The sequence below is a fragment of the Methylosinus sporium genome (genome assembly GCF_003113265.1).
Taxonomy (GTDB): Bacteria; Pseudomonadota; Alphaproteobacteria; order Rhizobiales; family Beijerinckiaceae; genus Methylosinus; species Methylosinus sporium.
The window spans coordinates 16,669-37,611 of sequence record NZ_PUIV01000005.1; the positions used below are offsets into that span (position 1 = coordinate 16,669).

At 65.7% G+C, this 20,943-nt stretch carries 19 protein-coding genes and 1 pseudogene; 8 read left to right on the plus strand and 12 right to left on the minus strand.

The window, feature by feature from the left end:
• Positions 1-23: 23 nt before the first annotated feature.
• On the plus strand, positions 24-809 hold the full coding sequence (locus tag C5689_RS05120; protein WP_108916202.1) for a DUF72 domain-containing protein: 786 nt from the start codon (positions 24-26) through the stop codon (positions 807-809).
• Here the strand turns inward: C5689_RS05120 and C5689_RS05125 are convergent.
• Together C5689_RS05125 and C5689_RS05130 are read right to left on the minus strand one after the other, a co-directional pair.
• The gene (locus C5689_RS05125) at positions 787-1,902 is read right to left on the minus strand and encodes a M48 family metallopeptidase (protein WP_108916203.1); all 1,116 of its coding nucleotides are present in this window, start codon (positions 1,900-1,902) and stop codon (positions 787-789) included. The genes C5689_RS05120 and C5689_RS05125 overlap by 23 nt on opposite strands.
• Position 1,903: 1 nt before the next feature.
• On the minus strand, positions 1,904-3,079 hold the full coding sequence (locus C5689_RS05130; RefSeq protein WP_108916204.1) for a YjgN family protein: 1,176 nt from the start codon (positions 3,077-3,079) through the stop codon (positions 1,904-1,906).
• Between the two features lie 128 nt (positions 3,080-3,207).
• On the opposite strand from C5689_RS05130, the gene C5689_RS05135 reads away from it, so the two are divergent.
• Complete coding sequence (locus C5689_RS05135) at positions 3,208-3,900, plus strand: SDR family oxidoreductase (RefSeq protein WP_108916205.1); 693 nt, start codon at positions 3,208-3,210, stop codon at positions 3,898-3,900.
• A gap of 18 nt (positions 3,901-3,918) precedes the next feature.
• Here the strand turns inward: C5689_RS05135 and C5689_RS05140 are convergent, their stop codons facing one another.
• Positions 3,919-5,187 carry an alpha/beta hydrolase gene (locus tag C5689_RS05140; RefSeq protein WP_108916206.1) on the minus strand — a complete coding sequence of 423 codons (1,269 nt, stop codon included), beginning with the start codon at positions 5,185-5,187 and terminating at the stop codon, positions 3,919-3,921.
• Positions 5,188-5,390: 203 nt separating this feature from the next.
• Here C5689_RS05140 and C5689_RS05145 point away from each other — a divergent pair, with 203 nt between their 5' ends.
• Entirely contained in the window at positions 5,391-7,706 is a 2,316-nt protein-coding gene (locus C5689_RS05145; protein WP_108916207.1) for a transporter substrate-binding protein, read from the plus strand.
• 99 nt (positions 7,707-7,805) lie between these two features.
• Here the strand turns inward: C5689_RS05145 and C5689_RS05150 are convergent, their stop codons facing one another.
• Together C5689_RS05150 and fae are read right to left on the minus strand one after the other, a co-directional pair.
• A complete protein-coding gene (locus C5689_RS05150; protein WP_018264162.1) occupies positions 7,806-8,195 on the minus strand; it encodes an HU family DNA-binding protein in 390 nt (129 codons plus the stop codon).
• A gap of 135 nt (positions 8,196-8,330) precedes the next feature.
• Complete coding sequence (fae, locus tag C5689_RS05155; protein ID WP_108916208.1) at positions 8,331-8,870, minus strand: formaldehyde-activating enzyme; 540 nt, start codon at positions 8,868-8,870, stop codon at positions 8,331-8,333.
• A 168-nt stretch (positions 8,871-9,038) separates the two neighbouring features.
• Between fae and C5689_RS05160 the strand changes: the two genes are divergently transcribed.
• The 3 genes and pseudogenes from C5689_RS05160 to C5689_RS05170 all read left to right on the plus strand — a co-directional run bounded on the left by C5689_RS05160 (position 9,039) and on the right by C5689_RS05170 (position 12,871).
• Positions 9,039-10,415, plus strand: coding sequence for a PQQ-dependent sugar dehydrogenase (locus C5689_RS05160; protein ID WP_108916209.1), 1,377 nt, complete (start codon positions 9,039-9,041; stop codon positions 10,413-10,415).
• 169 nt (positions 10,416-10,584) lie between these two features.
• Positions 10,585-12,678, plus strand: a pseudogene (locus C5689_RS05165) (carbon starvation CstA family protein).
• Entirely contained in the window at positions 12,644-12,871 is a 228-nt protein-coding gene (locus C5689_RS05170) for a YbdD/YjiX family protein (protein WP_108916210.1), read from the plus strand. Before C5689_RS05165 ends, C5689_RS05170 begins: the two are co-directional and overlap by 35 nt.
• Here C5689_RS05170 and C5689_RS05175 read toward each other — a convergent pair.
• Positions 12,857-13,162, minus strand: coding sequence for a hypothetical protein (locus C5689_RS05175; protein ID WP_108916211.1), 306 nt, complete (start codon positions 13,160-13,162; stop codon positions 12,857-12,859). The two genes, C5689_RS05170 and C5689_RS05175, sit on opposite strands and share 15 nt — an antisense overlap.
• A gap of 318 nt (positions 13,163-13,480) precedes the next feature.
• Here C5689_RS05175 and C5689_RS05180 point away from each other — a divergent pair, with 318 nt between their 5' ends.
• A complete protein-coding gene (locus C5689_RS05180) occupies positions 13,481-14,311 on the plus strand; it encodes a uracil-DNA glycosylase (protein ID WP_108916212.1) in 831 nt (276 codons plus the stop codon).
• Here C5689_RS05180 and ispG read toward each other — a convergent pair whose 3' ends face one another.
• The gene (ispG, locus tag C5689_RS05185) at positions 14,312-15,604 is read right to left on the minus strand and encodes a flavodoxin-dependent (E)-4-hydroxy-3-methylbut-2-enyl-diphosphate synthase (protein WP_108916213.1); all 1,293 of its coding nucleotides are present in this window, start codon (positions 15,602-15,604) and stop codon (positions 14,312-14,314) included.
• Between the two features lie 107 nt (positions 15,605-15,711).
• Between ispG and C5689_RS05190 the strand changes: the two genes are divergently transcribed.
• Positions 15,712-16,653 carry a Dam family site-specific DNA-(adenine-N6)-methyltransferase gene (locus C5689_RS05190; protein ID WP_206605352.1) on the plus strand — a complete coding sequence of 314 codons (942 nt, stop codon included), beginning with the start codon at positions 15,712-15,714 and terminating at the stop codon, positions 16,651-16,653.
• Here the strand turns inward: C5689_RS05190 and C5689_RS05195 are convergent.
• From C5689_RS05195 to C5689_RS05215, 5 genes are all read right to left on the minus strand, one after another.
• Positions 16,624-17,382 (minus strand): hypothetical protein, encoded by a 759-nt coding sequence (locus C5689_RS05195; RefSeq protein ID WP_206605353.1) that lies wholly within the window; start codon positions 17,380-17,382, stop codon positions 16,624-16,626. The genes C5689_RS05190 and C5689_RS05195 overlap by 30 nt on opposite strands.
• A complete protein-coding gene (locus C5689_RS05200; RefSeq protein ID WP_108916215.1) occupies positions 17,375-17,602 on the minus strand; it encodes a helix-turn-helix domain-containing protein in 228 nt (75 codons plus the stop codon). The genes C5689_RS05195 and C5689_RS05200 overlap by 8 nt, the downstream gene beginning before the upstream one ends.
• Positions 17,603-17,772: 170 nt before the next feature.
• A complete protein-coding gene (locus C5689_RS05205; RefSeq protein ID WP_108916216.1) occupies positions 17,773-18,702 on the minus strand; it encodes an SDR family NAD(P)-dependent oxidoreductase in 930 nt (309 codons plus the stop codon).
• Positions 18,699-19,439 (minus strand): N-acetylmuramoyl-L-alanine amidase, encoded by a 741-nt coding sequence (locus C5689_RS05210; RefSeq protein WP_108916217.1) that lies wholly within the window; start codon positions 19,437-19,439, stop codon positions 18,699-18,701. The genes C5689_RS05205 and C5689_RS05210 overlap by 4 nt, the downstream gene beginning before the upstream one ends.
• Positions 19,440-19,531: 92 nt before the next feature.
• Positions 19,532-20,914: a M20/M25/M40 family metallo-hydrolase gene (locus tag C5689_RS05215; protein ID WP_108916349.1), complete on the minus strand. Its 1,383-nt coding sequence runs from the start codon at positions 20,912-20,914 to the stop codon at positions 19,532-19,534.
• Positions 20,915-20,943: the final 29 nt, after the last annotated feature.

Consider the following 20,943-nt stretch of genomic DNA (forward strand, 5'->3'; position numbering starts at 1 on the left):
GCGCGCGGGCTGGAGGCCGGGACATGATCCGCATCGGCATAGGGGGATGGAGCTTCGCGCCCTGGCGCGGGCTCTTCTATCCGCAAGATCTGCCCGCCGGCGAGGAGCTCGCTTTCGCCAGCCGCCAAGTGACGGCGATCGAGATCAACGCCACATTCTATCGCACGCAATCGCGCGCGAGCTTCGTCAAATGGCGCGAGGCGACGCCCGATGATTTCGTCTTCGCGGTCAAGGCGCATCGCGCCGCCGTCAACGCCCGCGCCCTGTCGGAGACGGGCGAGAAGATCGAGCATTTTCTCGCGAGCGGCGTGACGGAGCTGTCCGCCAAGCTCGGCCCCATCCTCTGGCAGCTGCCGCCCTATCGGCGCTTTCACGCCGAGGAGATCGCAGCCTTTTTGAAGCTCTTGCCGAAAAAGCGTGGCGCGCTTCGCCTGCGCCATGCGCTCGAGGTTCGCCACCCGTCTTTTCTCGACGAGAAATTCATCGCTCTGCTGCGCGCGGAAAATATCGCCGCCGTCTTCGTCGATTCCGCCGACGATCCTGCGATCGCCGACGCCACCGCCGATTTCGTCTATGCGCGGCTGAAGCACACGCGCGACGATCGCGTGATCGGCTATGCGGCGAAAGACATGGATTTATGGGCGCGGCGCGCGTGCGAATGGGAGAAGGGCGGAACGCCCGCCGATCTCCCGCATCTCGCCGCGCCGGCGAAGACGAGCGCGCACGATGTTTTCGTCTTCATGATCGACGGCGCCAAGCGGCGCGCGCCGGCCGCGGCGCAGGCGCTCATCGCGCGGCTTCGGGCTTGACGTCGACCTTCTCGCAGATCGTCTTCAGGGCCGCCCAATTCTCGTCGTCGAGCAGCGGCGGCCCGCGCTCGCTTTTGTCGGCGGCGGCGAGCGCCGCGAGCCGATCGGCCGTCAGCGGATGATCGTGCAGCAGGCCGAAGGCGCCGTTCTCCTTACCGGCGACGCGCGTCAGCAGATCGCCGAGCGGTTTCGCCGGACGGCCGAGCCGCGCCATCAGCTCGGCGGCGAATGCGTCGGCCTGCGCCTCCGCCTCGCGCGAATAGGCGGCGCCGATCAGCGCCTTGCTGGCGAAGACCAGCGCGCCGGCGCCGGTCACATCGCCGAACAGCAGGCCGATGAGATAGGACGTCCCGCCCGTGGCGATGAGCTTGCGCATGGCGTCGCGATGCCTCAGATGGCCGATCTCATGGGCCACGACGCCGGCGACCTCGTCCGGCGTCTCCGCGCGGGTCAGCAGGCCCGAGAACACATAGATTTTGCCGCCGGGCAGGGCGAGCGCATTGGGAACCGAAGATCGCAGAATCTCTATGCGCGCCGGCTGCTCGAGCGCGGCGCGCGATTGCAGCCGCGCCGACAATTGCGCCAGCGCGCCGGCGCCATTCTCGGCATGGCAAGGCTCGGCGGAGAAGATCGCGCGCAATTGCGCCTCGGCCGCCTCGCCGAGCCGCCGCTCGAAGGCGGGCGGAACCAGCGGCGCGATGCGGTCGGCGGCGAAGGGAATGCCGAACCAGACGAGGCCGACGACGCTCGCCGTCGCGGCCAGCGACCAATAGAGGAGCGCGCGATTTGCGCCGGGGCGGACGCGGCCGCCGAGAAAGCCGCAGCGGGCGATGATCTCATTGTGGAGGCGCGGATCGTGCAATTCGAGCCGCGCCAGTTCACCCGCCGCCGCCGTCTCGCGCCGCAGCGCGAAGCCCGGCGCCTCGATGCGGCGAATATCGTCATAGGGCCAGGATGCGAGCGTCGCGCCATTCTGGACGATCTCCAGCATGGCGCCGAAGCGCAGCTCGACACGTCGCTTGCGGCTGCTCCAGCCGTCGAAAAATATCACGGCGTCGTCGTTTAGGGCGCCCGGCTGCGGCTCCGCGCTCATGTCAGAAGCCGACGACGTCGAGACTATCGGCGAAACCCTCGCCGATGGCGCTCGGCGCGACGCTCGCCCGCGTCGCGACATCCTCCGCTTCCGCGAGTCCGTGGACGACGACCGAGCTCGCGACGAGCTTCCAGACGCGCTGCATGAGGAAAATGCGCAAGGCCACGCCGATGGACAAAAAGGTCGCGACATAGGCGAGGCCGATTGGAATGAGCACGCCGATCGGCGGAGTGGTCCCGACCATAGCGTTCCTATTCATCGCTACGACGATTCCGAAGACGATCGCAGCGGCGATGAGCACGCCGATGGTGACGCCCAAAAAGACGAAATAATTGCCGAGCAGCGCTGTCATCGTCAGATTTGTCTCGAGCCGCACGCCGCCGAGGCGCAGGCCGCGCAGCCACCAGCGCCATTGCTCCGCCTTGAAGGCCGCGAACAGCGACGGAGCGCCGAAAACATAGATGACGCCGGCCAATATCCATATCGGTCCCCTGAAAACGGCGCCGATGACATAGGGCGAGAGCAGGAGAATGAGCGCGGTGAACCAAATCCAGCCGGCGCGCTTGAAGAAATCGCCGCCGCGGCCGACGAAGTCGCCCTCCAGCGCGCCATAATAAGTGTTGCGCATCTTGTAGCGCTCGAGCGCCGCCTCGGCCCAGGGCAGAGCGAGGCCGAGCGTCACGGCGATCAGCGCGCCCCAGCCCAGGGCGCGCAGCATATAGCCGAGGCCGGAGCCGCTCATGCCGAAACGCAGCCCGCGCCAGCTCGAGCGGTTGAGCCGATAGCGCCGCGCGCGATAAATGGCGAATTGGCCGAAGGCGGCGAAGAACAGGCCGAGCGGCAGAGAGGCGAAGGCTTTGGCTCGCTCGGCCTCGAGGCCGACGACGAGATAGGCGATATAGACAGGCGCGAGAATGACCAGCGCGAAGAAGAAGCCGAACAAAAGCTCGCGCGCCGTGCCGACATATTCGAGCGCGTCGCCGCCGATAACCGTGCTCGACCAGAGATAGCGGCGCATATGGGTGGCGAGCCAGAAGCGATAGAAGCCGGCCGTCACCAGCTCCAGCAGCGCGCCGCGCGTGACCAGCCGACGAAATTCGCCATTGTCGCCGGTGAAGAGAATGGGCGTGGGCTTGTCGGCGGCGGAGACTTCCGCCGCGAGGAGAACGTCGCTCATGCGAACCGCCTTTCGCAATTGTTTCGTGCTGCAACCATACTACAGTACAAGTCGGAACCGACGGCGGCAAGCTTCGATCGCGGCGAATGCGCGTTATATCTGCATGTTTCGAGAGAAAGGAGCGGCCGATGGCGGAGCATTGGTTTATTTCGGGCGCCAATAGGGGCATTGGCCACGGGCTCGCGACTTTGCTCGCCGCTCGTGGCGACGATGTCGGCGCCTCCGTGCGCAGCGAGGAGGCGCGGGAGCGGCTGCAGCATGATGTGGCGCGCCATCGCGCGCGCTTTTCCATCTTTGTCTTCGATCAGCGCGACGAGGCGGGGATTCGCGCCGCAGCGCGCGAACTGACGGGGCCGCTCGATGTGCTCGTCTGCAACGCCGGAGCCTATGGGCCGCAGACGCAATCGACATTGGACTTGGATTTTCCCGGCGCGCTCGATCTCTTCGACATCAACACGCTGGGGCCCTTGCGGCTGGTCCAGGCCTTTCTGCCGCTGATGCTGCGCGCGGACAATCCGCGCATCGCGCTGATGTCGAGCGGCCTCGGCTCCATGGCGACGGAGGGCTCGACCAATATCGCCTATCGCGCCGCCAAAGCGGCGCTGAACAAGATCGCCCAGGGTCTCGCCCATGATCTGAAGCGCGAGAAGGTCACGGTCGTCGCGCTCAATCCCGGCTGGGTGCGCACCGATATGGGCGGCGAGAACGCCGATCTCTCGGTGGAGGAGAGCGCCGTCGGCCTCATAGAGACGATCGACGCGCTGACCCTGGCGGATTCCGGCCGTTTCCTCGATTATCGCGGCCGTGACGTTCCTTGGTGAGCGGCCTTCGATGAAGGCTCAGCGCAACGGCTGCGCGACGACATCGGCGCCGGCGGCCGCGGTGTCGCTCATATGCTCGCCGAGGCGCTGCAGCTGATCGCCGAGATTTTCGCGCGTGCGCGGATCGACGATGGCGAAAGGCGTCGAGACGGCGACGCTCGCCGCCGTCCCCATTGTCGAGGCCGCGCCGGTCGCCACCTGGCCCAGGCGCTCGCCCACTCCGGCGCGATTATCGGCCAGCGCCTGCCCTTCTGCGAGACGCGCGCCGATCGAGCGCACGATCTCCGGCGATTGCGCGAAAGTGCCATGGCCGAGCGGATCGGAGGATTTCACCGTGGTGAGATCGACGACCTTGAAACGACGCTGCTCCAGAGTGTCCTTGAACGGCTCGCGCTGCGGATCGATCGCGCCGAGCCGGACCTTGTCGCCCCACACCCGGCGGGAGGCGGCGAGCGCCTCGTCCTCGCGCGAGACGAAGAGGGTGAAGATGGCGCGACGCTCGTCGATCTCGGCGATCTGCCGCGAGAAGACGTCGTAATCGACATCGGGCGCGGCCAGCATCACATTCTTGATCTTGGAGGGGAGGCCGCGGTCGCGGATCGCCATTTGGCGCAAGGCTTCCAGCGTCACCCAATTGCCCATGGAATGCGCGAGGATCGAAATTTCGCCGACCGAAGGGTCTTTGGCGAGCATATGCAGCACATGCTCCAGCGCGTCGCGGGAATAGCTCGCGCTCTCATGGTCGTAGCCGTAATCGAGCAGCTTGCCGCGCGAGGGCCAGGTGAACAGCACCGGCAGCGCGCTCGTCCCCGAATCATGGACGATCTGCGCGAAGCGAAACACCGCTTCGGCGAAGAGCGTGTTGAAGCCGTGGACGAAGACCAGCGCCTGACGCTTCGGCGCCTTCGCGATGCGCGCGTCGAAGCGGCGCGCGGCCTCCCGCTGGTCGACCGCGTCGGCGCGCAGCGTGACGAATTCGCGGCTCGGATCGCCGGGCAGAGTTTCGGGCCATTGCACCTCGCCGATCTGGCGCGCGCCGTCCGGCGGAATGGAGACGGCGATATCGGCGAAGGCGAGGCCCTTTCCGCGCTCGCCGGTGAAGAGATCGCCGGGCTCGGCGCCGCGATCGCTGCGCGTCGTGGCGACCAGCAATTCGACGCGATCGGTTCCGGCCGTCTGCGGCTGCGGGGTCAGCACGCCATGTGGACGTCCGCCGCAGCCGCTCGCCGCCAAGGCGAGGCAGAGAATGAGAGACGGACGAGAAAATCGTTTCGACGATCGGCGCATTCGGCAAAGCTCCCGATCCTCCGAATAAACCGTGGGGCGAGGGGAGTCACGCGCTTACCGTTTGCTCCTAGGTGGCTGCGCTGAAAATCCCGGCGCCGATTGCCGATAATCGAGGCGGAGACGACGCGCCGTCGAAAGGGGTTGGTAACCGTTGTGTAGCGAAAATACGCAACTTTTCAAACCAATAGCGAAGTGTGTGATCCATGGCGGACAATTTGGCCGGGAAATTTCCGTGCGCGTTTCTCCTCGCGGCGACCTTCGCCGCGAGCTGCGCGCCGCTCGTCCTCGGCTGGGCGAGCGGCGATCCGCGTCTCGCCTTCGTCGCGGCGGGGCTCGCCGCGCTCGCGGCGGCGGTGGCGATCGAGCGACGCTTCGCCGCGCAGATAGCGGTGCTGGAAAAAATCGCCGCGGGCGATCGTTACGCCTGCCTTCCGCGCAAGAATGGCGCTCTGTCGGGGCGGCTCTGGCGCATCGGCGAAGAGATTCGGCGTATGCTGGCCGCCGTCGACGCTTTCGCCGTCGCCGAGCGCAGCCGCGAGGCGGAGCAGTCGATCCGCGAAGCCGGCCGCGCCGTCTTCATGGCGCGGCTGCGCGAATCCGCGGCGGAGACGGAGAGCATTCTCGACGCCGCCGGCGCGAAGACGCGGGCGGCGGTCGACGATTGCGCCTTCTGCACCGACGATATGCTCCGCCGGCTCTCCGAGGCGACGGGCGCCGCCGCCACGGCCGCGCAGAATGTCGACGGCCTGGCGCTGGCGGCGCGCGACGCCATCGTCGAGCTGGTCGGCCGCTCCTCCGGCCAGGTGGCGGCGGCGCGCGCGGCGGCCGATCGCAGCGCCGCCGATCTCGCCCGCGCGGAGGAGATCGTGCGCGGTCTCACCGCGGCGGCTGGCCGCATCGACGCGGTGAGCAAGCTCATCCAGTCCATCGCCGGCCAGACCTCTCTGCTCGCGCTCAACGCCACGATAGAGGCGGCGCGGGCCGGCGAGAGCGGACGCGGCTTCGCCGTGGTGGCGAGCGAGGTGAAGACGCTCGCCAATCAGACCTCGCGCGCCGCCGCGGACATCGAGGCGCAGATCGACTCCATCCGTTTCGCGGTGGAGGGAACCGTCGGCGCCATCGCCGACGTCTCGGCCAGCGTCGATGCGGTCGCCTGCGTCAATCGCGATCTCGCCGACACGCTGAACCGGGAAGCGGCCGAGCTCGACGGCCTGGGGGCGCGCGCCGCGCTCGTCGCCCGCGGCGTCGGCGAGGCGCTGCCGGACGTCGGCGATGTGGTCGCGCAGGCGGAAGCGGCCGGCCGCGCGGCGCTCGCCACGGCGCAGATGCTGCTCGGCGGCTCGCAGAGCCTCGTCGGCGCCGTCGAGCGCTATTTCCTCGATCTCGACAATGGCGCGATCCGCATCGGCATATTGCATTCGCTCTCCGGCACGATGACCAGCAGCGAGCGTCCCTTGCAGGAGCTGCTGACCATGCTCATCGCGCGCTGCAACGAGCAGGGGGGCCTCCTCGGGCGCCCGCTGGAGGCGGTGATCATGGACCCGCGCTCCGATCCCGCCCTCTACGCCGCGCAGGCGCGCATTCTGTTGGAGGAGCGCGGCGTCGCGGCCATTTTCGGCTGCTGGACGTCCGCCTCGCGCAAGGCGGCGCTTCCGGTGATCGAGAAAGCCAATGGGCTGCTCTTCTATCCGAGCCAATATGAGGGCGAGGAGCGGTCTCCCAATATCGTCTACACGGGCGGCACGCCGAGCCAGACGGCGATTCCGGCCGTCGATTTTCTGAAAGGTCTCGGCGCGCGGCGCTTTTTGCTCATCGGCAATGACGATGTCTATCCGCGCGTCACCAACGCCATTTTGCGCGCCTATCTCGCCGCGCAGGGGATCGGCGGCGACGATGTCGTCGAAATCTATGCGCCGCCCGCCCTCGAGGATTGGAGCGCCGTCGCCAGAGAAATTCGCCGCTTCGCCGCGCGTCCCGGCGCGGCCATCGTCTCGACCGTGAGCGGCGACGCCAATCTGCGCTTCTTCCGCGCCCTCGGGGCCCTCGCCGCGCCGACCCTGTCCTTGTCGATCGGCGAGGCCGAGCTGCCGGCGCTCGCCCATTGCGCGATCGACGGGCTCTATGTCGCCTGGAACTATCTGCACGCCATCGATTGCGCCGAGAATCGCGGCTTCGTGGCGCAATGGCGCCGCTACAAAAATGCGCCCGACGCCATGACCAATGACGCCATGGAGGCGAGCTATCTCGGCTTCGAGCTGTGGCGCGCGGCGGTGGTCGCGGCAGGCTCCGTCGATGTCGCGGCGGTGCGCCGCGCGCTGCCGCTGCAAAAGCTGCGCGCGCCGAGCGGCTTCTCCCTGCCGCTGGACGCCGAGACGCAGCATTTGCACAAGCCGGCCTTCATCGGCCGCGTCGCCCGCGGGCGCATAACGCCGGTCTTCGTCGGCGAAGGCTTGATCGCCCCGCAGCCCTGGAGCCCGTGGCTCACCAAGAACCACGCCAGAGCGACGCGCGCCGCCTGAGGACCGCAAAAACGAAACGAGCCCGAAAGCGCGCGGTTTGAAGGGCGAGGCCCCGGACCGCGAGCCTTCGGGCTCGCTCGGAAAGACACCCTGATGAAATCAGGGCGTGGCGGCCGTCTTCAGCTTGGAGAGGGCGCGGATTTTCACACGCACGCTCGCCGGCTTGGCGGCGGCCTTGACCATCTCGCCCGTGGCGGGATTGCGCACCAGAGTGCCGGCCTTACGCGCCGGAACCTTGCGCAGCGACACTTTCAGCAGGCCAGGCAGGGTGAACTCGCCGACGCCGCGCGGATGCACGGAGCCGAGGAACACCTCCTCGAGCGTGGCGTAGACCGCAGCGGCGGTCTTGCGCGGAAGCTCGTTCTGCTCGGCGAGCAGATTGATCAGGGCCGACTTGGTCAAGCTCTCCTTCACCGGACGAATCGCGGCGGCTTCGGGTTTCTTGGCCTTCTTGACCGCCGCAGGCTTCTCGCTCTTCGCCTTGGCCATCGCAAATCTCCCTCGAATTCTCATGAAAAGACGCGTCATATCGAACGCGCCATGTGAGGATTCGTTTGCTAACGCTTCGAGAAGTGATTCGCAATCGGCGCGATGCTCGATTTTTGCAATGCCGGCTGCGCAAAATCACTCGTCGAACACGCCTTCCAGCGCATAATGCGTCACCGTCTTGCGATTGGCGATGAGCTCGTCGATCGTCGGCTCGCCCTTCAAAGCGCGGGAAATCGCCAGCTTCGTCGCCTCGTAATTGGTGCGATAGAGGTCGCGCCTGTCGAGGTTCGGATCAGTGGCGCAACGCGGATCGAGCCAGACCATGATGATCATGACGAGATCATTCACCTGATCTTTCGGAATGATTCCTTCGGAAACCGCATCGACGATGGCGTCGCCGGTCGCCGCCTGCACGACGCCGCCGAGCAGTTCGACGTAATCATTGGAGCGCACCGTCATCTTGGTCGTCATCATGGTGGCGGGGCGCACCTGCTGATTGAGATCGCGAATGACGAACATGCGCGGATGGCCCGCGACCTGTCCCGTCATGGAGGCGAAAGCCGTCCCGACCGGGCCCTTCACGCTGCCGATCAGCACTTCCGGCATGGCGTCGGTATATTGCCCGTCCGCCGCCAGAACCGTCGCTTCGCCCGTCGCCAGCCAGATATCGGTCATCGTCGTTTTCCTTTTCATTCGTCGGAGGCGGTCGAATAGCACCGGCCGTCCGCTGCAGGAAGAGGCGGGCCCCACGGGAGCGACAGGCGTCGAATGATACGATAATTCTATCTTTTAAATATGATTCAGCCGAGCTAGAGTGCGGTCCTGTTTCGAAAGAGGCCGCCAATGAAGACATTCGCTCCGACACTTCTCCTCGTCGGCGCTTGCGCCGGTCTCGCCTTCGCGCAATCGGAGCCTTCGCGCCGGATCGGCGCCGCGGCCTTCGGCGATTGGCGTCTGGACGCGCCCGGAAGCTGGCGCAAGATATCACCCGCGGATCTGCCGGCCCCGCTCGCCAGCGCGCCTGTCGCCTCGCGTTCGCAAGTGGTCGCGCGTCCAGACGGCGCCGCGCCGCGAACGCTCGCCGGCTTCTCGGCGGAGGTTTTCGCCTCCGGCCTCGAGGGGCCGCGCGTCATTCGCCACGCGCCCAATGGCGATATTTTCGTCAGCGAGAGCATCGGCGGCCGCATCCGCGTCTTCCGTTCGCAGGAGGGGAGGATCGCGCCGGCCTCGTCCCATATCTTCGCCTCTGAACTCGAGCGCCCTTATGGGATAGCTTTTTACCCGCCGGGGCCGGAGCCGCGTTTCGTCTATGTCGGCACGCCGACGGCGGTGCTGCGTTTTCCCTATCGAAACGGCGATTTGAAAGCCTCCGGCCCCGCCGAGACGATCGCCGCGCTGCCCTGGGACGGCGGCCATTGGACGCGCGATCTCGTCTTTTCGCGCGACGGCGCGACGCTCTATGTCGCCATAGGCTCCAAGACCAATGTCGCCGAAGGCCATCCGCGCCCTTCCGCGCAGGAAATCGCAGAGCTCGAGAAGGCGCATGGCGTCGGCGCGGGAGCAGGCGCGGAATTCGAGCGCGCCACCGTGATCGCCATAGACCCGGACGGAAAGAGCCGCCGCAATGTCGCCAATGGGCTGCGCAATTGCTCCGGCCTGCAATTGCAGCCGGAGACCGACGCGCTCTGGTGCGTGGTGAACGAGCGCGACATGCTCGGCGACGATCTGCCGCCCGATTACGCCACGCGCGTGAAGGAGGGCGGTTTCTATGGCTGGCCCTGGCATTACATCGGCGCGCATGAGGACCCTCGCCACGCCGGCGAGCGGCCCGACCTCGCGAGCAAGATCACTGTTCCCGATGTGCTGTTCCAGCCGCATTCGGCGCCGCTGGGCATCGCCTTCTACGACGGCGGCCAGTTCCCGGCGGAATATAAGGGCGACGCTTTCGTCGCTCTGCACGGCTCGTGGAACCGCGCCGAGCGCACCGGCTACAAGATCGTGCGCCTTTCTTTCAAGGACGGCGTCCCGACCGGCGAGTATCAGGATTTTCTCACCGGCTTCGTCGTCGACGACACGAGGGTCTGGGGCCGCCCCGTCGATGTCGCCGTGGCGCGCGACGGCTCGCTGCTGGTGAGCGAGGACGGCAATGGGACGATCTGGCGCGTCTCCTATAGCGGCGCCGAGCTCGGGGCTGACGCCGGGCAAGTGAAGGGCAAGTGAAAGGCGAGTGAGGGGCGACGAGGCGAGCGTATGGCCGCGCGAGCGCGGGCATGACGCCGCCGCGGCCGCGCGGCTGGACGCGGCGGGCGCCTTTGGCCTATTTCTTGGGAAAAATGCCGGGATACGATGACGTCCTCCCGGCGCTCCCGGAAACGCCGAGGCTAGCGCTATGTCCCTCCCACTCGCCACGCCGGGCCGCAAGCTCGGCTCGATCGCCCTTTGGACCGGAATCGTCGCCATCGGCGTCTTCTCGCTCTTCACTCTGGCGGTGGCGCGGGGCGAGACCGTCAACGCAATGTGGCTGGTGGCGGCGGCGATCTGCGTCTATCTCACCGCCTATCGCTTCTATTCGCTGTTCATCGCGGAACGCGCGCTCGGCCTCGATCCGCAGCGCAAGACGCCGGCGCATCGCCGCAATGACGGGCTCGATTATGTGCCGACCGACAAATATGTGCTGTTCGGCCATCATTTCGCGGCCATAGCCGGGGCGGGGCCGCTGGTCGGCCCGGTGCTGGCGGCGCAAATGGGCTATTTGCCCGGCACGCTCTGGCTGCTCACCGGCGTCGTTTTCGCTGGCGCGGTGCAAGATTTCGTCGTGCTGTTCATCTCGACGCGGCGCGATGGGCGCTCGCTCGGCGATCTCATCAAGACGGAGCTCGGGCCGGCCGCCGGAATCGTCGCAATGGTGGGCATTCTCACCATAATGCTCATATTGCTCGCCGTTCTGGCGCTCATCGTGGTCAAGGCGCTGGCCGACAGCCCCTGGGGCTTCTTCACCGTCTTCGCCACTCTGCCCATCGCCGTGCTGATGGGCGTCTACGGCCGCTATATTCGCCCCGGCCGCATTTTCGAAATGTCGGCGATCGGCTTCGTTCTGCTGATCGGCTCCATAGCGCTCGGCCGCACGGTCGCCGAGACGCCGGCGCTCGCCGCGCTCTTCACCTTCAAGGGCGAGGCGCTCGCCTTCATGCTGATCGGCTATGGCTTCGTCGCCTCCGTTCTGCCGGTGTGGTTCCTGCTCGCGCCGCGCGACTATCTCTCCACCTTTCTGAAGATCGGCACCATCGCCTCTCTCGCGCTGGGGATTTTCTACGTCATGCCGGAGCTGAAAATGCCGGCGGTCAGCCGCTTCATCGACGGAACCGGCCCGGTCTTCGCGGGCAGCGTCTTTCCTTTCCTGTTCATCACCCTGGCCTGCGGCGCCATTTCCGGCTTTCACGCGCTGGTCTCTTCCGGCACCACGCCCAAGATGATCGGCGACGAGACGCAGATCCGCTTCATCGGCTATGGCGCGATGCTGATGGAGTCTTTCGTGGCCATAATGGCGCTGGTCGCGGCCAGCGTGCTCGATCCGGGCGTCTATTTCGCCATGAACAGCGCGCCCGCCGTCATCGGCTCCACGGTCGACACGGCGGCGCAGACCATCTCGTCCTGGGGCTTCGTCATCACGCCGGAGGCGTTGAGCCTGGCGGCGGCCGAGGTCGGCGAGAAAACGGTGCTCTCGCGCGCGGGCGGCGCGCCGACGCTCGCCGTCGGCATGGCGAAAATATTGTCGGGGGCGATCGGCGGCGCGTCCATGACAGCCTTCTGGTATCATTTCGCCATTCTCTTCGAGGCGCTGTTCATCCTCACCACTGTGGACGCCGGCACGCGCGTCGCGCGCTTCATGATTCAGGATCTCGTCGGAACCTTCTGGCCGCGCTTCAAGCATACGCGCGCCTGGATCCCCAATTTCGGCGCCACGGGGCTCGCCGTCGCCGGCTAGGGCTGGTTCCTCTATCAGGGCGTCATCGATCCTCTGGGCGGCATCAACACGCTCTGGCCCATGTTCGGCATCGCTAATCAAATGCTGGCGGCTATTGCGCTCACCCTCTGCACTGTGGTGCTGTTCCGCATGAAGCGGGAGCGCTACGCGGTCATCGTCGCGGCGCCTGCGGCCTGGCTCTATATCTGCACGCTGACGGCGGGCGCCGAGAAAATCTTCCATCCCGATCCCAAGATCGGCTTCCTCGCCCATGCCGCACGCTATTCGGCCACCGCGGCGGAGGGCAGGCTGCTCGCGCCGGCCAAGACCGCCGCCGAGATGGGCCGCATCGTCTTCAACGATTATGTGAACACAACGCTCTGCGCCGTCTTCATCGCGCTGGTCCTGTCCATGCTGTTCTTCGGCCTGCGGGCGATCGGCGAGGCGCGGCGCGCGACCAGCGTCACCACCAGGGAGACGAGCGATGAGCTGCACGATCTGCGGATTGCCCGCGCTTGATCTTTCCAAGCTCGGGCAAAAGCTGCGCAATGGCGCGCGGCTGATGATCGGGCAGGGGGATTACGAGGCCTATGTCGCGCATCGGCGCGAGAACCATCCCGACGAGCCGGCGATGACGCGCGAGGAGTTTTTCCTCGAACGTCAGGCGAGCCGTTTCGGCGAGGGCGGACGGCGGGCGCTACGCTGCTGCTGAGCGGCGGAACTGACCGCGCAGCGCCTGAAAGGCCAGCAGCGCGGCCGCCTCGGCGGTGTTCAGCGAATAGGTCATGTAGAGGAAGCCGAGGAAGGTCGGCCGCGTCTCGCGGATTTTCCGGACGAGCGACGTCGGCTCGAAGGGTGCGCGGGCCGCGAGCTCGCGCAATATATTTTCCGCGGCAAGGCGATAGCGGTCGCGCTCGGCGAGGGGAGCTTCGTCCCAAGGCTCCAATTGGGAGCCGAGACTGACGAACAGCGACTGTGCGAGGTTTTCGACCACGTCGATCATGTGAATTCTCTTATGAAGATTTTGAAATCGAGAACGCCTGTCGACGAATGAGACGCCGGATCGCCGCTCTGTCTTCGCGGCGGAACTGGACGGCGTCGCCGCTCGGCCGGAGGGCGGAACGCCCTCTTCTCACCTTCGCCCGATCGCCGTCTTTTACGCTTCGTTAAGCTATCGACGCGCCCCGTCTGCGTGTAGATCGATAATCTACGCAACCACATCGTCCGCGCCCGTCGAGCGATCGGCGGCGCTGCGCGCGAGCCGTCGCCTTCCGCCGTCTCGCCCTTCACCTTTTCGCGACGCTGATCTAATCTCGCCGCCATGTCCGCTGACGCCGATCTCTCCACGCAGACGGGCCTCGCCGCGCTCGTCGATTGGTATGTGACGATCGGCGTCGACATAGCGATCGACGAGGCGCCGCACGACCGTTTCGCCGAGAGCGCCGCGCCGCCGTCGGGCCGCGCCGCCGCGCCTCCGCCCGTCGCCGCGCCCGCGCGTCGCGCCGAGCCGCCGGCGCGGGAGACCCGCTCGCCGCGCCCAGCCGCTCCGGTCTTCACCGAGGAGGCCGCGCGCGCCGCGCGCGAGGCCGCGAGCGAAGCACGAACGATCGACGAATTGCAGGAGCTGCTCGCGGGTTTCGACGGCTGCGCGCTGAAGTCGACCGCCGGGCATTTTCTCTTCTCGGCGGGGACGCGCGGCGCGGCTCTGATGGTTCTGGACTTCGCGCCCGGCGAGGAGGAGGAGCGCGGTGGCGAGGCTTTCGTCGGGCCGGAGGCGCGGCTGCTCGACAATATGCTGCGCGCGATTGGCCGCGACCGCTCCGGCGCCTATCTCGCCTATGCGACGCCCTGGCGCCCGCCCGGCGCGCGCGAGCTCAACCCTGCGGAAGTCGCGGCGCTCAATCCCTTCCTGCGCCGCCATGTGCAGCTGGCCGCGCCGCGCGCGCTTCTCATTCTCGGCGATTTCGCCGCCCGCGCCGCGCTCGGCTCGCCGGATGTCGCGCGATATCGCAACGGCTGGTTCGATTATGATCACGGCGGCGGAACGACGCGCGCGCTGCTCGCCCCGCCGCTCGCCAGCCTGCTGCGAACGCCCGTATTGAAGCGCCGCGCCTGGCGCAATCTGCGCGCGGCGGCGGCGGCGCTCGGCTGATCACTCCGCCGCTTCGCCCTCGGCGCCGCCGAAGCGACGGGCGACATAATCCTCGACGATGCGGGTGAATTCCTCGGCTATGCCCTCGCCGCGCAAGGTCATCGCCTTCTTGCCGTCGATGAAGACCGGGGCGGTCGGCGCCTCGCCCGTGCCGGGAAGCGAAATGCCGATATCGGCGTGCTTGGACTCGCCCGGCCCGTTGACGATGCAGCCCATCACCGCGACATTCAGCGTCTCGACGCCCGGATAATCCTGCCGCCACACCGGCATACGCTCGCGAATATGGGATTGAATGTCGCGCGCCAGCTCCTGGAAGACGGTGGAGGTGGTGCGGCCGCAGCCGGGGCAGGCGGCGACCAGCGGCACGAAGGTGCGAAAGCCCATCGTCTGCAAAATCTCTTGCGCGACGCGCACTTCATTGGCGCGATCGCCGCCGGGCTCCGGCGTCAGCGACACGCGGATCGTGTCGCCTATGCCGTCCTGCAGCAGCACGCCCAGCGCCGCCGCCGAGGCGACGACGCCCTTGGAGCCCATGCCGGCCTCGGTGAGGCCGAGATGCAGCGCATAATCGCTGCGCAGCGCCAACATGCGATAGACGGCGATGAGGTCCTGCACGGCGGAGACCTTGGCCGAGATGACGATGCGGTCGCGCGAGAGGCCGATCTCCTCGGCGCGCTCGGCCGAGATCAGCGCCGAGCGGGCCAGCGCCTCGCGCGTCACCGCGCGCGTGTCCAGCGGCGCCGCGGAATTGGCGTTGATGTCCATCAGATGCGTCAGCATCTCCTGGTCGAGCGAGCCCCAATTGGCGCCGATGCGCACCGCCTTGCCATGCTTTATGGCCAGCTCGACGATCGCGCCGAATTGGCGGTCCTTCTTCTCCTTGAAGCCGACATTGCCAGGATTGATGCGATATTTTTCGAGCGCCTCGCCGCAGGCCGGATGATCGGCGAGCAGCTTGTGGCCGATGTAGTGAAAATCGCCGATCAGCGGGACGTCGATATTCTTCTGCGCGAGACGATCGCGAATATGCGGCACGGCGGCGGCGGCCTCGTCGCGATCGACGGTGATGCGCACCAGCTCCGAGCCGGCGCGGACCAGCGATTCGATCTGCGCGACGGTGGAGTCGACATCGGCCGTGTCGGTGTTGGTCATGGACTGGACGACGATGGGGGCGCCGCCGCCGATCGTCACCGCGCGCGGCCCCCGGCCGATCGTCACCGCCGCCGTCCTATGGCGCGGCGCCGGCTCGGCGGAGATGGGGTCGGGAAGGCGGGTCTCGATTTCGTCGGTCATCGTCGGTCTTGTCCCCTCGATGGGATTTGGGCCCTTGGTGGGCCGGAACGCGTCTCGCGTCAAGCATACCGATCGAGGCTGCGCGCGCGCTCTCTTGACGACTGTCGATGACTTTTCATAGCATTCGAATCGATGACAAAGGGACCGTAATGACACCGTTATCACTGCAGCCAATCCCGTATCAGGGAAGCAAGAGAGCCCTTGCGCCTAGAATTTGTCAAGTATTTCCGAAGCAGGTCGATACTTTGTACGAACCGTTTGCTGGCTCCGCCGCAGTCACGCTCTATGCCGCGCATCACCGACTGGCGAAACAGTTCGTCATTGGCGACGTTTTCGGCGAAATAATTGATTTATGGGATCTTATTATAAATAGGCCGTCTTTTGTCGCCGAACGATACAGCGCCATTTGGACCGAGCAGTTCGGAAAAAACGACTCGCACTTCAACGAGGTGCGGGCGCGATTCAATCAGGACCGTGACCCGATTCGCCTGCTCTATCTCATTGCTCGTTGTGTCAAGAACGCTGTGCGCTTCAACAAGCAGGGAGATTTCTCTCAATCTGTCGACAAGCGCCGAACGGGTATGCACCCCGACAAAATGGGGCGGACTGTTTGCTCCGTGAGCAAGCTGCTTCGTGGCCGCACTCGACTTTTCAAAGGCGACTTCCAAGCCTGCCTCGCCGCCGCGACAGCGAGTGACCTCGTATACATGGACCCGCCCTATCAGGGGACAACCTATGGCGCAGATAAGCGCTATGCCGCGCAATTGTCGCGCGAAATTCTAGTCGAGGCCCTTCATGTCCTGAATCGGCGTGGGGTTTCCTATATCCTTTCTTATGACGGAAAGAGCGGCGAGCGTAGCTATGGCGATCCTTTGCCGCCGAGCATCAACGCTGCGCATTTATCCCTACATGCAGGTCGATCATCCCAGGCGACCCTCAGTGGAAGAGACGACGAAACCATCGAAAGCCTTTATGTGTCGAAGGCTCTCGATGTTCCGCATGTCGACATATTCAAGCCGCTACCCCTTCAAGCTTCCCTGTTTTCGTAGACGGCTTTTGATCAATTGCGGAATTGAGACGCCTTCTTTCGAGGCGGCGGACTTTATCTGATCGTAATGTTCTATTTCTTCGTTTCGCCATATAATTTCCACACGTCGCACTGGCTCCATCGCGACATGCTCGTATCCTTCCGGCGATGCCCAAAAGCACGCTTTGCAGGTTTCCTCCTCGTGAAGCGACAAAAAATTCTCGCAGTGCTCGCATGACCAGCTTTTTGATCGCTGCGACGAAGCATCGAGCAACATGAATTGGTCGGGGTCGAGGTCGCTTCCGTCACCGCCGATCTCGTAAGGAACGCGATGGTCGATTTGCAAATAGCGCTCGTCGAGAACCTCGGTCGTGATCGCGTCGCGGGGGCCATATAGGTCGATAAGCTCGCGCTTGAATTGCTTGGAGAACGCCCTCCGGCCTCCTATGCGGCCGTTCTTGATTCTCGAAATGTCATCGAAAGTGTACGCGCCGATCTGCCTTCCTGTCTTGAAACTTCTCACCAGCGTCGTCAGCAAAGGTATCCCGTTTTCTCGAACGTCGCGGATTGCACGCGGCGGATGATCATATCCGTATGTATCGCTCAAATCTTCGCTGGTGATAATCCCATGTTTCAATATGTGATCAATTACCGTTCGCGCGCGTTTTGCCGTCACTTTCTTGCAGAGCGCAACAAGTTCCGGTTTCAATGTCTTTTCTGGCGTGCGTTGGACACCTTCATAATTAGTCATGACGTACCAATAGCTCTTTGATGTCGAGCTTCAGGGCTGCTGCCAGCGCCTCCAATGTCGAAAGAGTAATATTGCGTTCCGCGCGTTCGATGGCGCCAATATATGTCCTGTGATAACCACATCGAGCGGCAAATTCCTCTTGGGAAATCCCTAGCGAGGTGCGCTCTCTGCGCACGTTCTCAGCGACAATCTCTTGAAGTGGTTTAGGTTTGCTGGGCATAGGGCGAATCGATTTTCGCGCCCATTGTCAATGATGACGACTTTGAGTCTACACACTATCAGTAGCGCGTCGCCTCGGCCTCGCATCCGAAAATGGGTTCCCGAAGCCTGCGCAGGAGGTGGCCTTCGCCCGACAACTCAGGGAGGGGAGCCTCACTAATCTCGCGAGCTTCACCCCACCCCGTCCGGCTTCGCCGGCCGACCCTCCCCCTGAAGGGGAGGGTGGAACGCCTCGGCCGGCGGCAGCAGCCCCATGCGCTTGGCGAGGATGCGGTCCACCAGCCGCGCCGGCAGCAGGCGCGGCAGCAGCCAATCCAATAGATAGTTCGGCACGACGCGAATGCGCGCCGGGGGCCGCTTCTCGGTCAGCGCGCGCAGCACGGCGGCGGCGACCCGCTCCGGCGGCGGGGCGAGCCGGCCCTTCTCCACCGCCCATTTCTGCAGCCTGCGGGCGGAGGGGCCGTAGACGGTGGAATCATAGCGGCCGAAATCGGCGTTCTCGGCCTTGTCCCATATTGGCGTGGCGATCACGCCCGGCTCTATGACCACCACATCGACGCCGAAAATCATCAGCTCGCGCCGCAGCGCGTCGGAGGCGCCTTCGAGCGCATGTTTGGAAGCGGCGTAGGCGCCGAGAAAGGGCGAGGCGAGGCTGCCCGCCACAGAGCTCATATTCACGATGCGGCCAGGCGGCTCGTTGCGCTTTGCCGGGCTCGCGCCGAGCAGAGGCGCGAAAGCCTGGGTGACGGCGATCTGGCCGATGACATTGATCTCGATCTGAAGGCGGACCTCCTCTATCGGCTGATAGAGCAGCGGCGCCGGAAACGCCGCGCCGGCATTGTTGACGAGGCCGGCAAGGCCCGCGCCGCCGAGCCGCCGCTCGGTCTCCCGCACCGCCTCGGCGACGGCGGCGGCGTCGGTCACATCGAAGAGGAGCGAAGTGAAGCTCGCCGCGCCGAAGCGCGCTTGCAGCCGCTCACTGTCGGCCGGCGTGCGGACGCTGCCGAAGACATGAAAGCCCTGCGCCGTCAGCGCTTCCACCAGCGCATAGCCTATGCCGGTGGAGACGCCGGTGACGACGACGAATTTTTTCTCGCTCATCCGCCCGCTCCCGCCAAAGCGCGCAAGGTCGCCATGGTGGAGGCGTCGGCGCGGCCGTCGACGAGGGCGGGGCGGAAATGCCGCTGAAAGGCGGCGACTGCGCCGGCGCAGGCTTGGTCGTAATCGCCGGTGACGTCGATCTTATAGCCGTAATCGGCGAGCGCCTGCTGCAATCGCCTCACCTCGTCGCCGCGCGCGCCGGTCTCCAGCGTCGCGCCGCCTGTGATGGCGGCGGGCTCCACATAATGGCCGACGCCGAGCTCCGCGAGCGCCTTCCAGGGGAAGAACTCGCCGGGATCGATCTTGCGGCCGATGGCGATGTCCGAATGGCCGAGCACGCGCCGCGGGGGAATGGCGTTGCGCGCGCAAATATCGCGGCAGAGCGCCGCCACCGCCTCGATCTGGCGGTCCGGGAAGGGGCGCGGATCGTCATGGCCGGGATGGACGATCTCTATGCCGATGGAGGCGGAATTCATGTCCGTCTCGCCGGCCCAGAAGCTGCGGCCGGCGTGCCAGGCGCGGCGCGCCTCCGGCACGAGCTGCAGTATCGTCCCGTCCTCATCGACGAAATAATGCGATGAGACCTGCCCCTCGGCGCTGGTGAGCAGCGCCAGCGCCGAGGCCGCCGTCGGCATCCCCGTATAATGCAGGATCAACGAAGAGACGGGCGTCAGCCGCCCGCCATGATTGGGCGAGGGACGGAAATCGGCGGCGTGCGGCGTGTCGGGTGAAAGCATTTCGATTCCGGTGAGGCCTATGGCCTCCTATACTCCCGACCCGCCGCTCGCGACCAGCGCCGCCATGCGCGGGCCGCTTCGTTTCGCGCCGCTCACGCCGCCAGAGCGGCGAGCACGCGCGCCCAGGAGCGGGAGCCCTTCTTGAACGAGCTATAGGCGTATTTTTCATTGGGCGAATGAATGCGGTCGTCTTCGAGCGCGAAGCCGATCATCAGCGTGTCCATGCCGAGATCGCGCTTGAAGGCGCCGACGATCGGGATGGAGCCGCCGCAGCCGACCAGCGCCGCCTCCTTGTCCCATTCCTCCTGCAAGGCGCGCCGCGCGCGCGACAGCGCCTCCGAGCCGAAGGGCAGCTGCAGAGCGCGCGAGGCGCCATGGGGAACGAATTTTGCGCGCACATCGACGGGCAGGCGATCGCGCACGAAGGCGCGGAACGACTCCAACACTTTCTCCGGGTCCTGCGTCCCGACGAGGCGGAAGGAGATTTTGGCGCTCGCTTGCGCCGGCAGCACCGTCTTGGCGCCAGGGCCGGTATAGCCGCCGATGATTCCGTTCACGTCGCAAGTCGGGCGCGACCATACTTGCTCGATGAGGCTGCGCCCGCGCTCGCCGGCCGGGCGCGCGACGCCGACGCTCTTCAAAAACGCCGTCTCGTCGAACTCCAGCCCGCACCATTGCGCGGCGATCTCCTCGGGCAGCTCGGCGACGCCGTCATAGAAACCGGGCAGCGTCACGCGGCCTTCGGCGTCATGGAGATCGCCGATGATCTTCGCCAGCACATGGATCGGATTGACGACCGGCCCGCCGAATATGCCCGAATGCAGATCGCGATCGGCGGCGGTGAGGATCACCTCCTCTTGCGCCAGGCCGCGCAGCATTGTGGTGATGGCGGGCGTCTTGGCGTTCCACATTCCGGTGTCGCAGACGAGCGCCAGCGCCGGCTCGGACAATTCCTCGCGATTGGCGGCGAAGAAATCCGGCAGGGACGGTGAGCCGGTCTCCTCCTCGCCCTCGAAGAGGAAAGTAATATGGCAGGGCAGGCCGCCATTGCGCTGAAAGGCGCGGCAGGCCTCGAGGAAGGTCATCAGCTGGCCCTTGTCGTCCGAGGCGCCGCGGGCGACGATCTCCTCGCCCTTCTCTCCTTGCACGAGGCGTGGATCGAAAGGATCGCTGACCCACAGATCGAGCGGGTCCGGCGGCTGAACGTCATAATGGCCGTAGAACAGCACATGCGGCGCGTCCGGCCGCTTGGCCTTGGCGTGGCCGACGACGATCGGATGCCCGGGCGTGTCGCGCACGCTCGCCTCATAGCCGAGCTCGCGCAGCTGGCCGGCGAGCCAATCGGCGGCGCGTCGGCATTCGGAAGCGAAAGCGGGATCGGTGGAGATGGATTTGATGCGCAGAAAATCGAAGAGGCGATCCGTGGCCGCGGGCAGATCGGCGTCCAAGGATTGGAGAACGGTTTCCGTCGACATGAAAGGGGCTCCGCTGCGGGTCGCGCGCA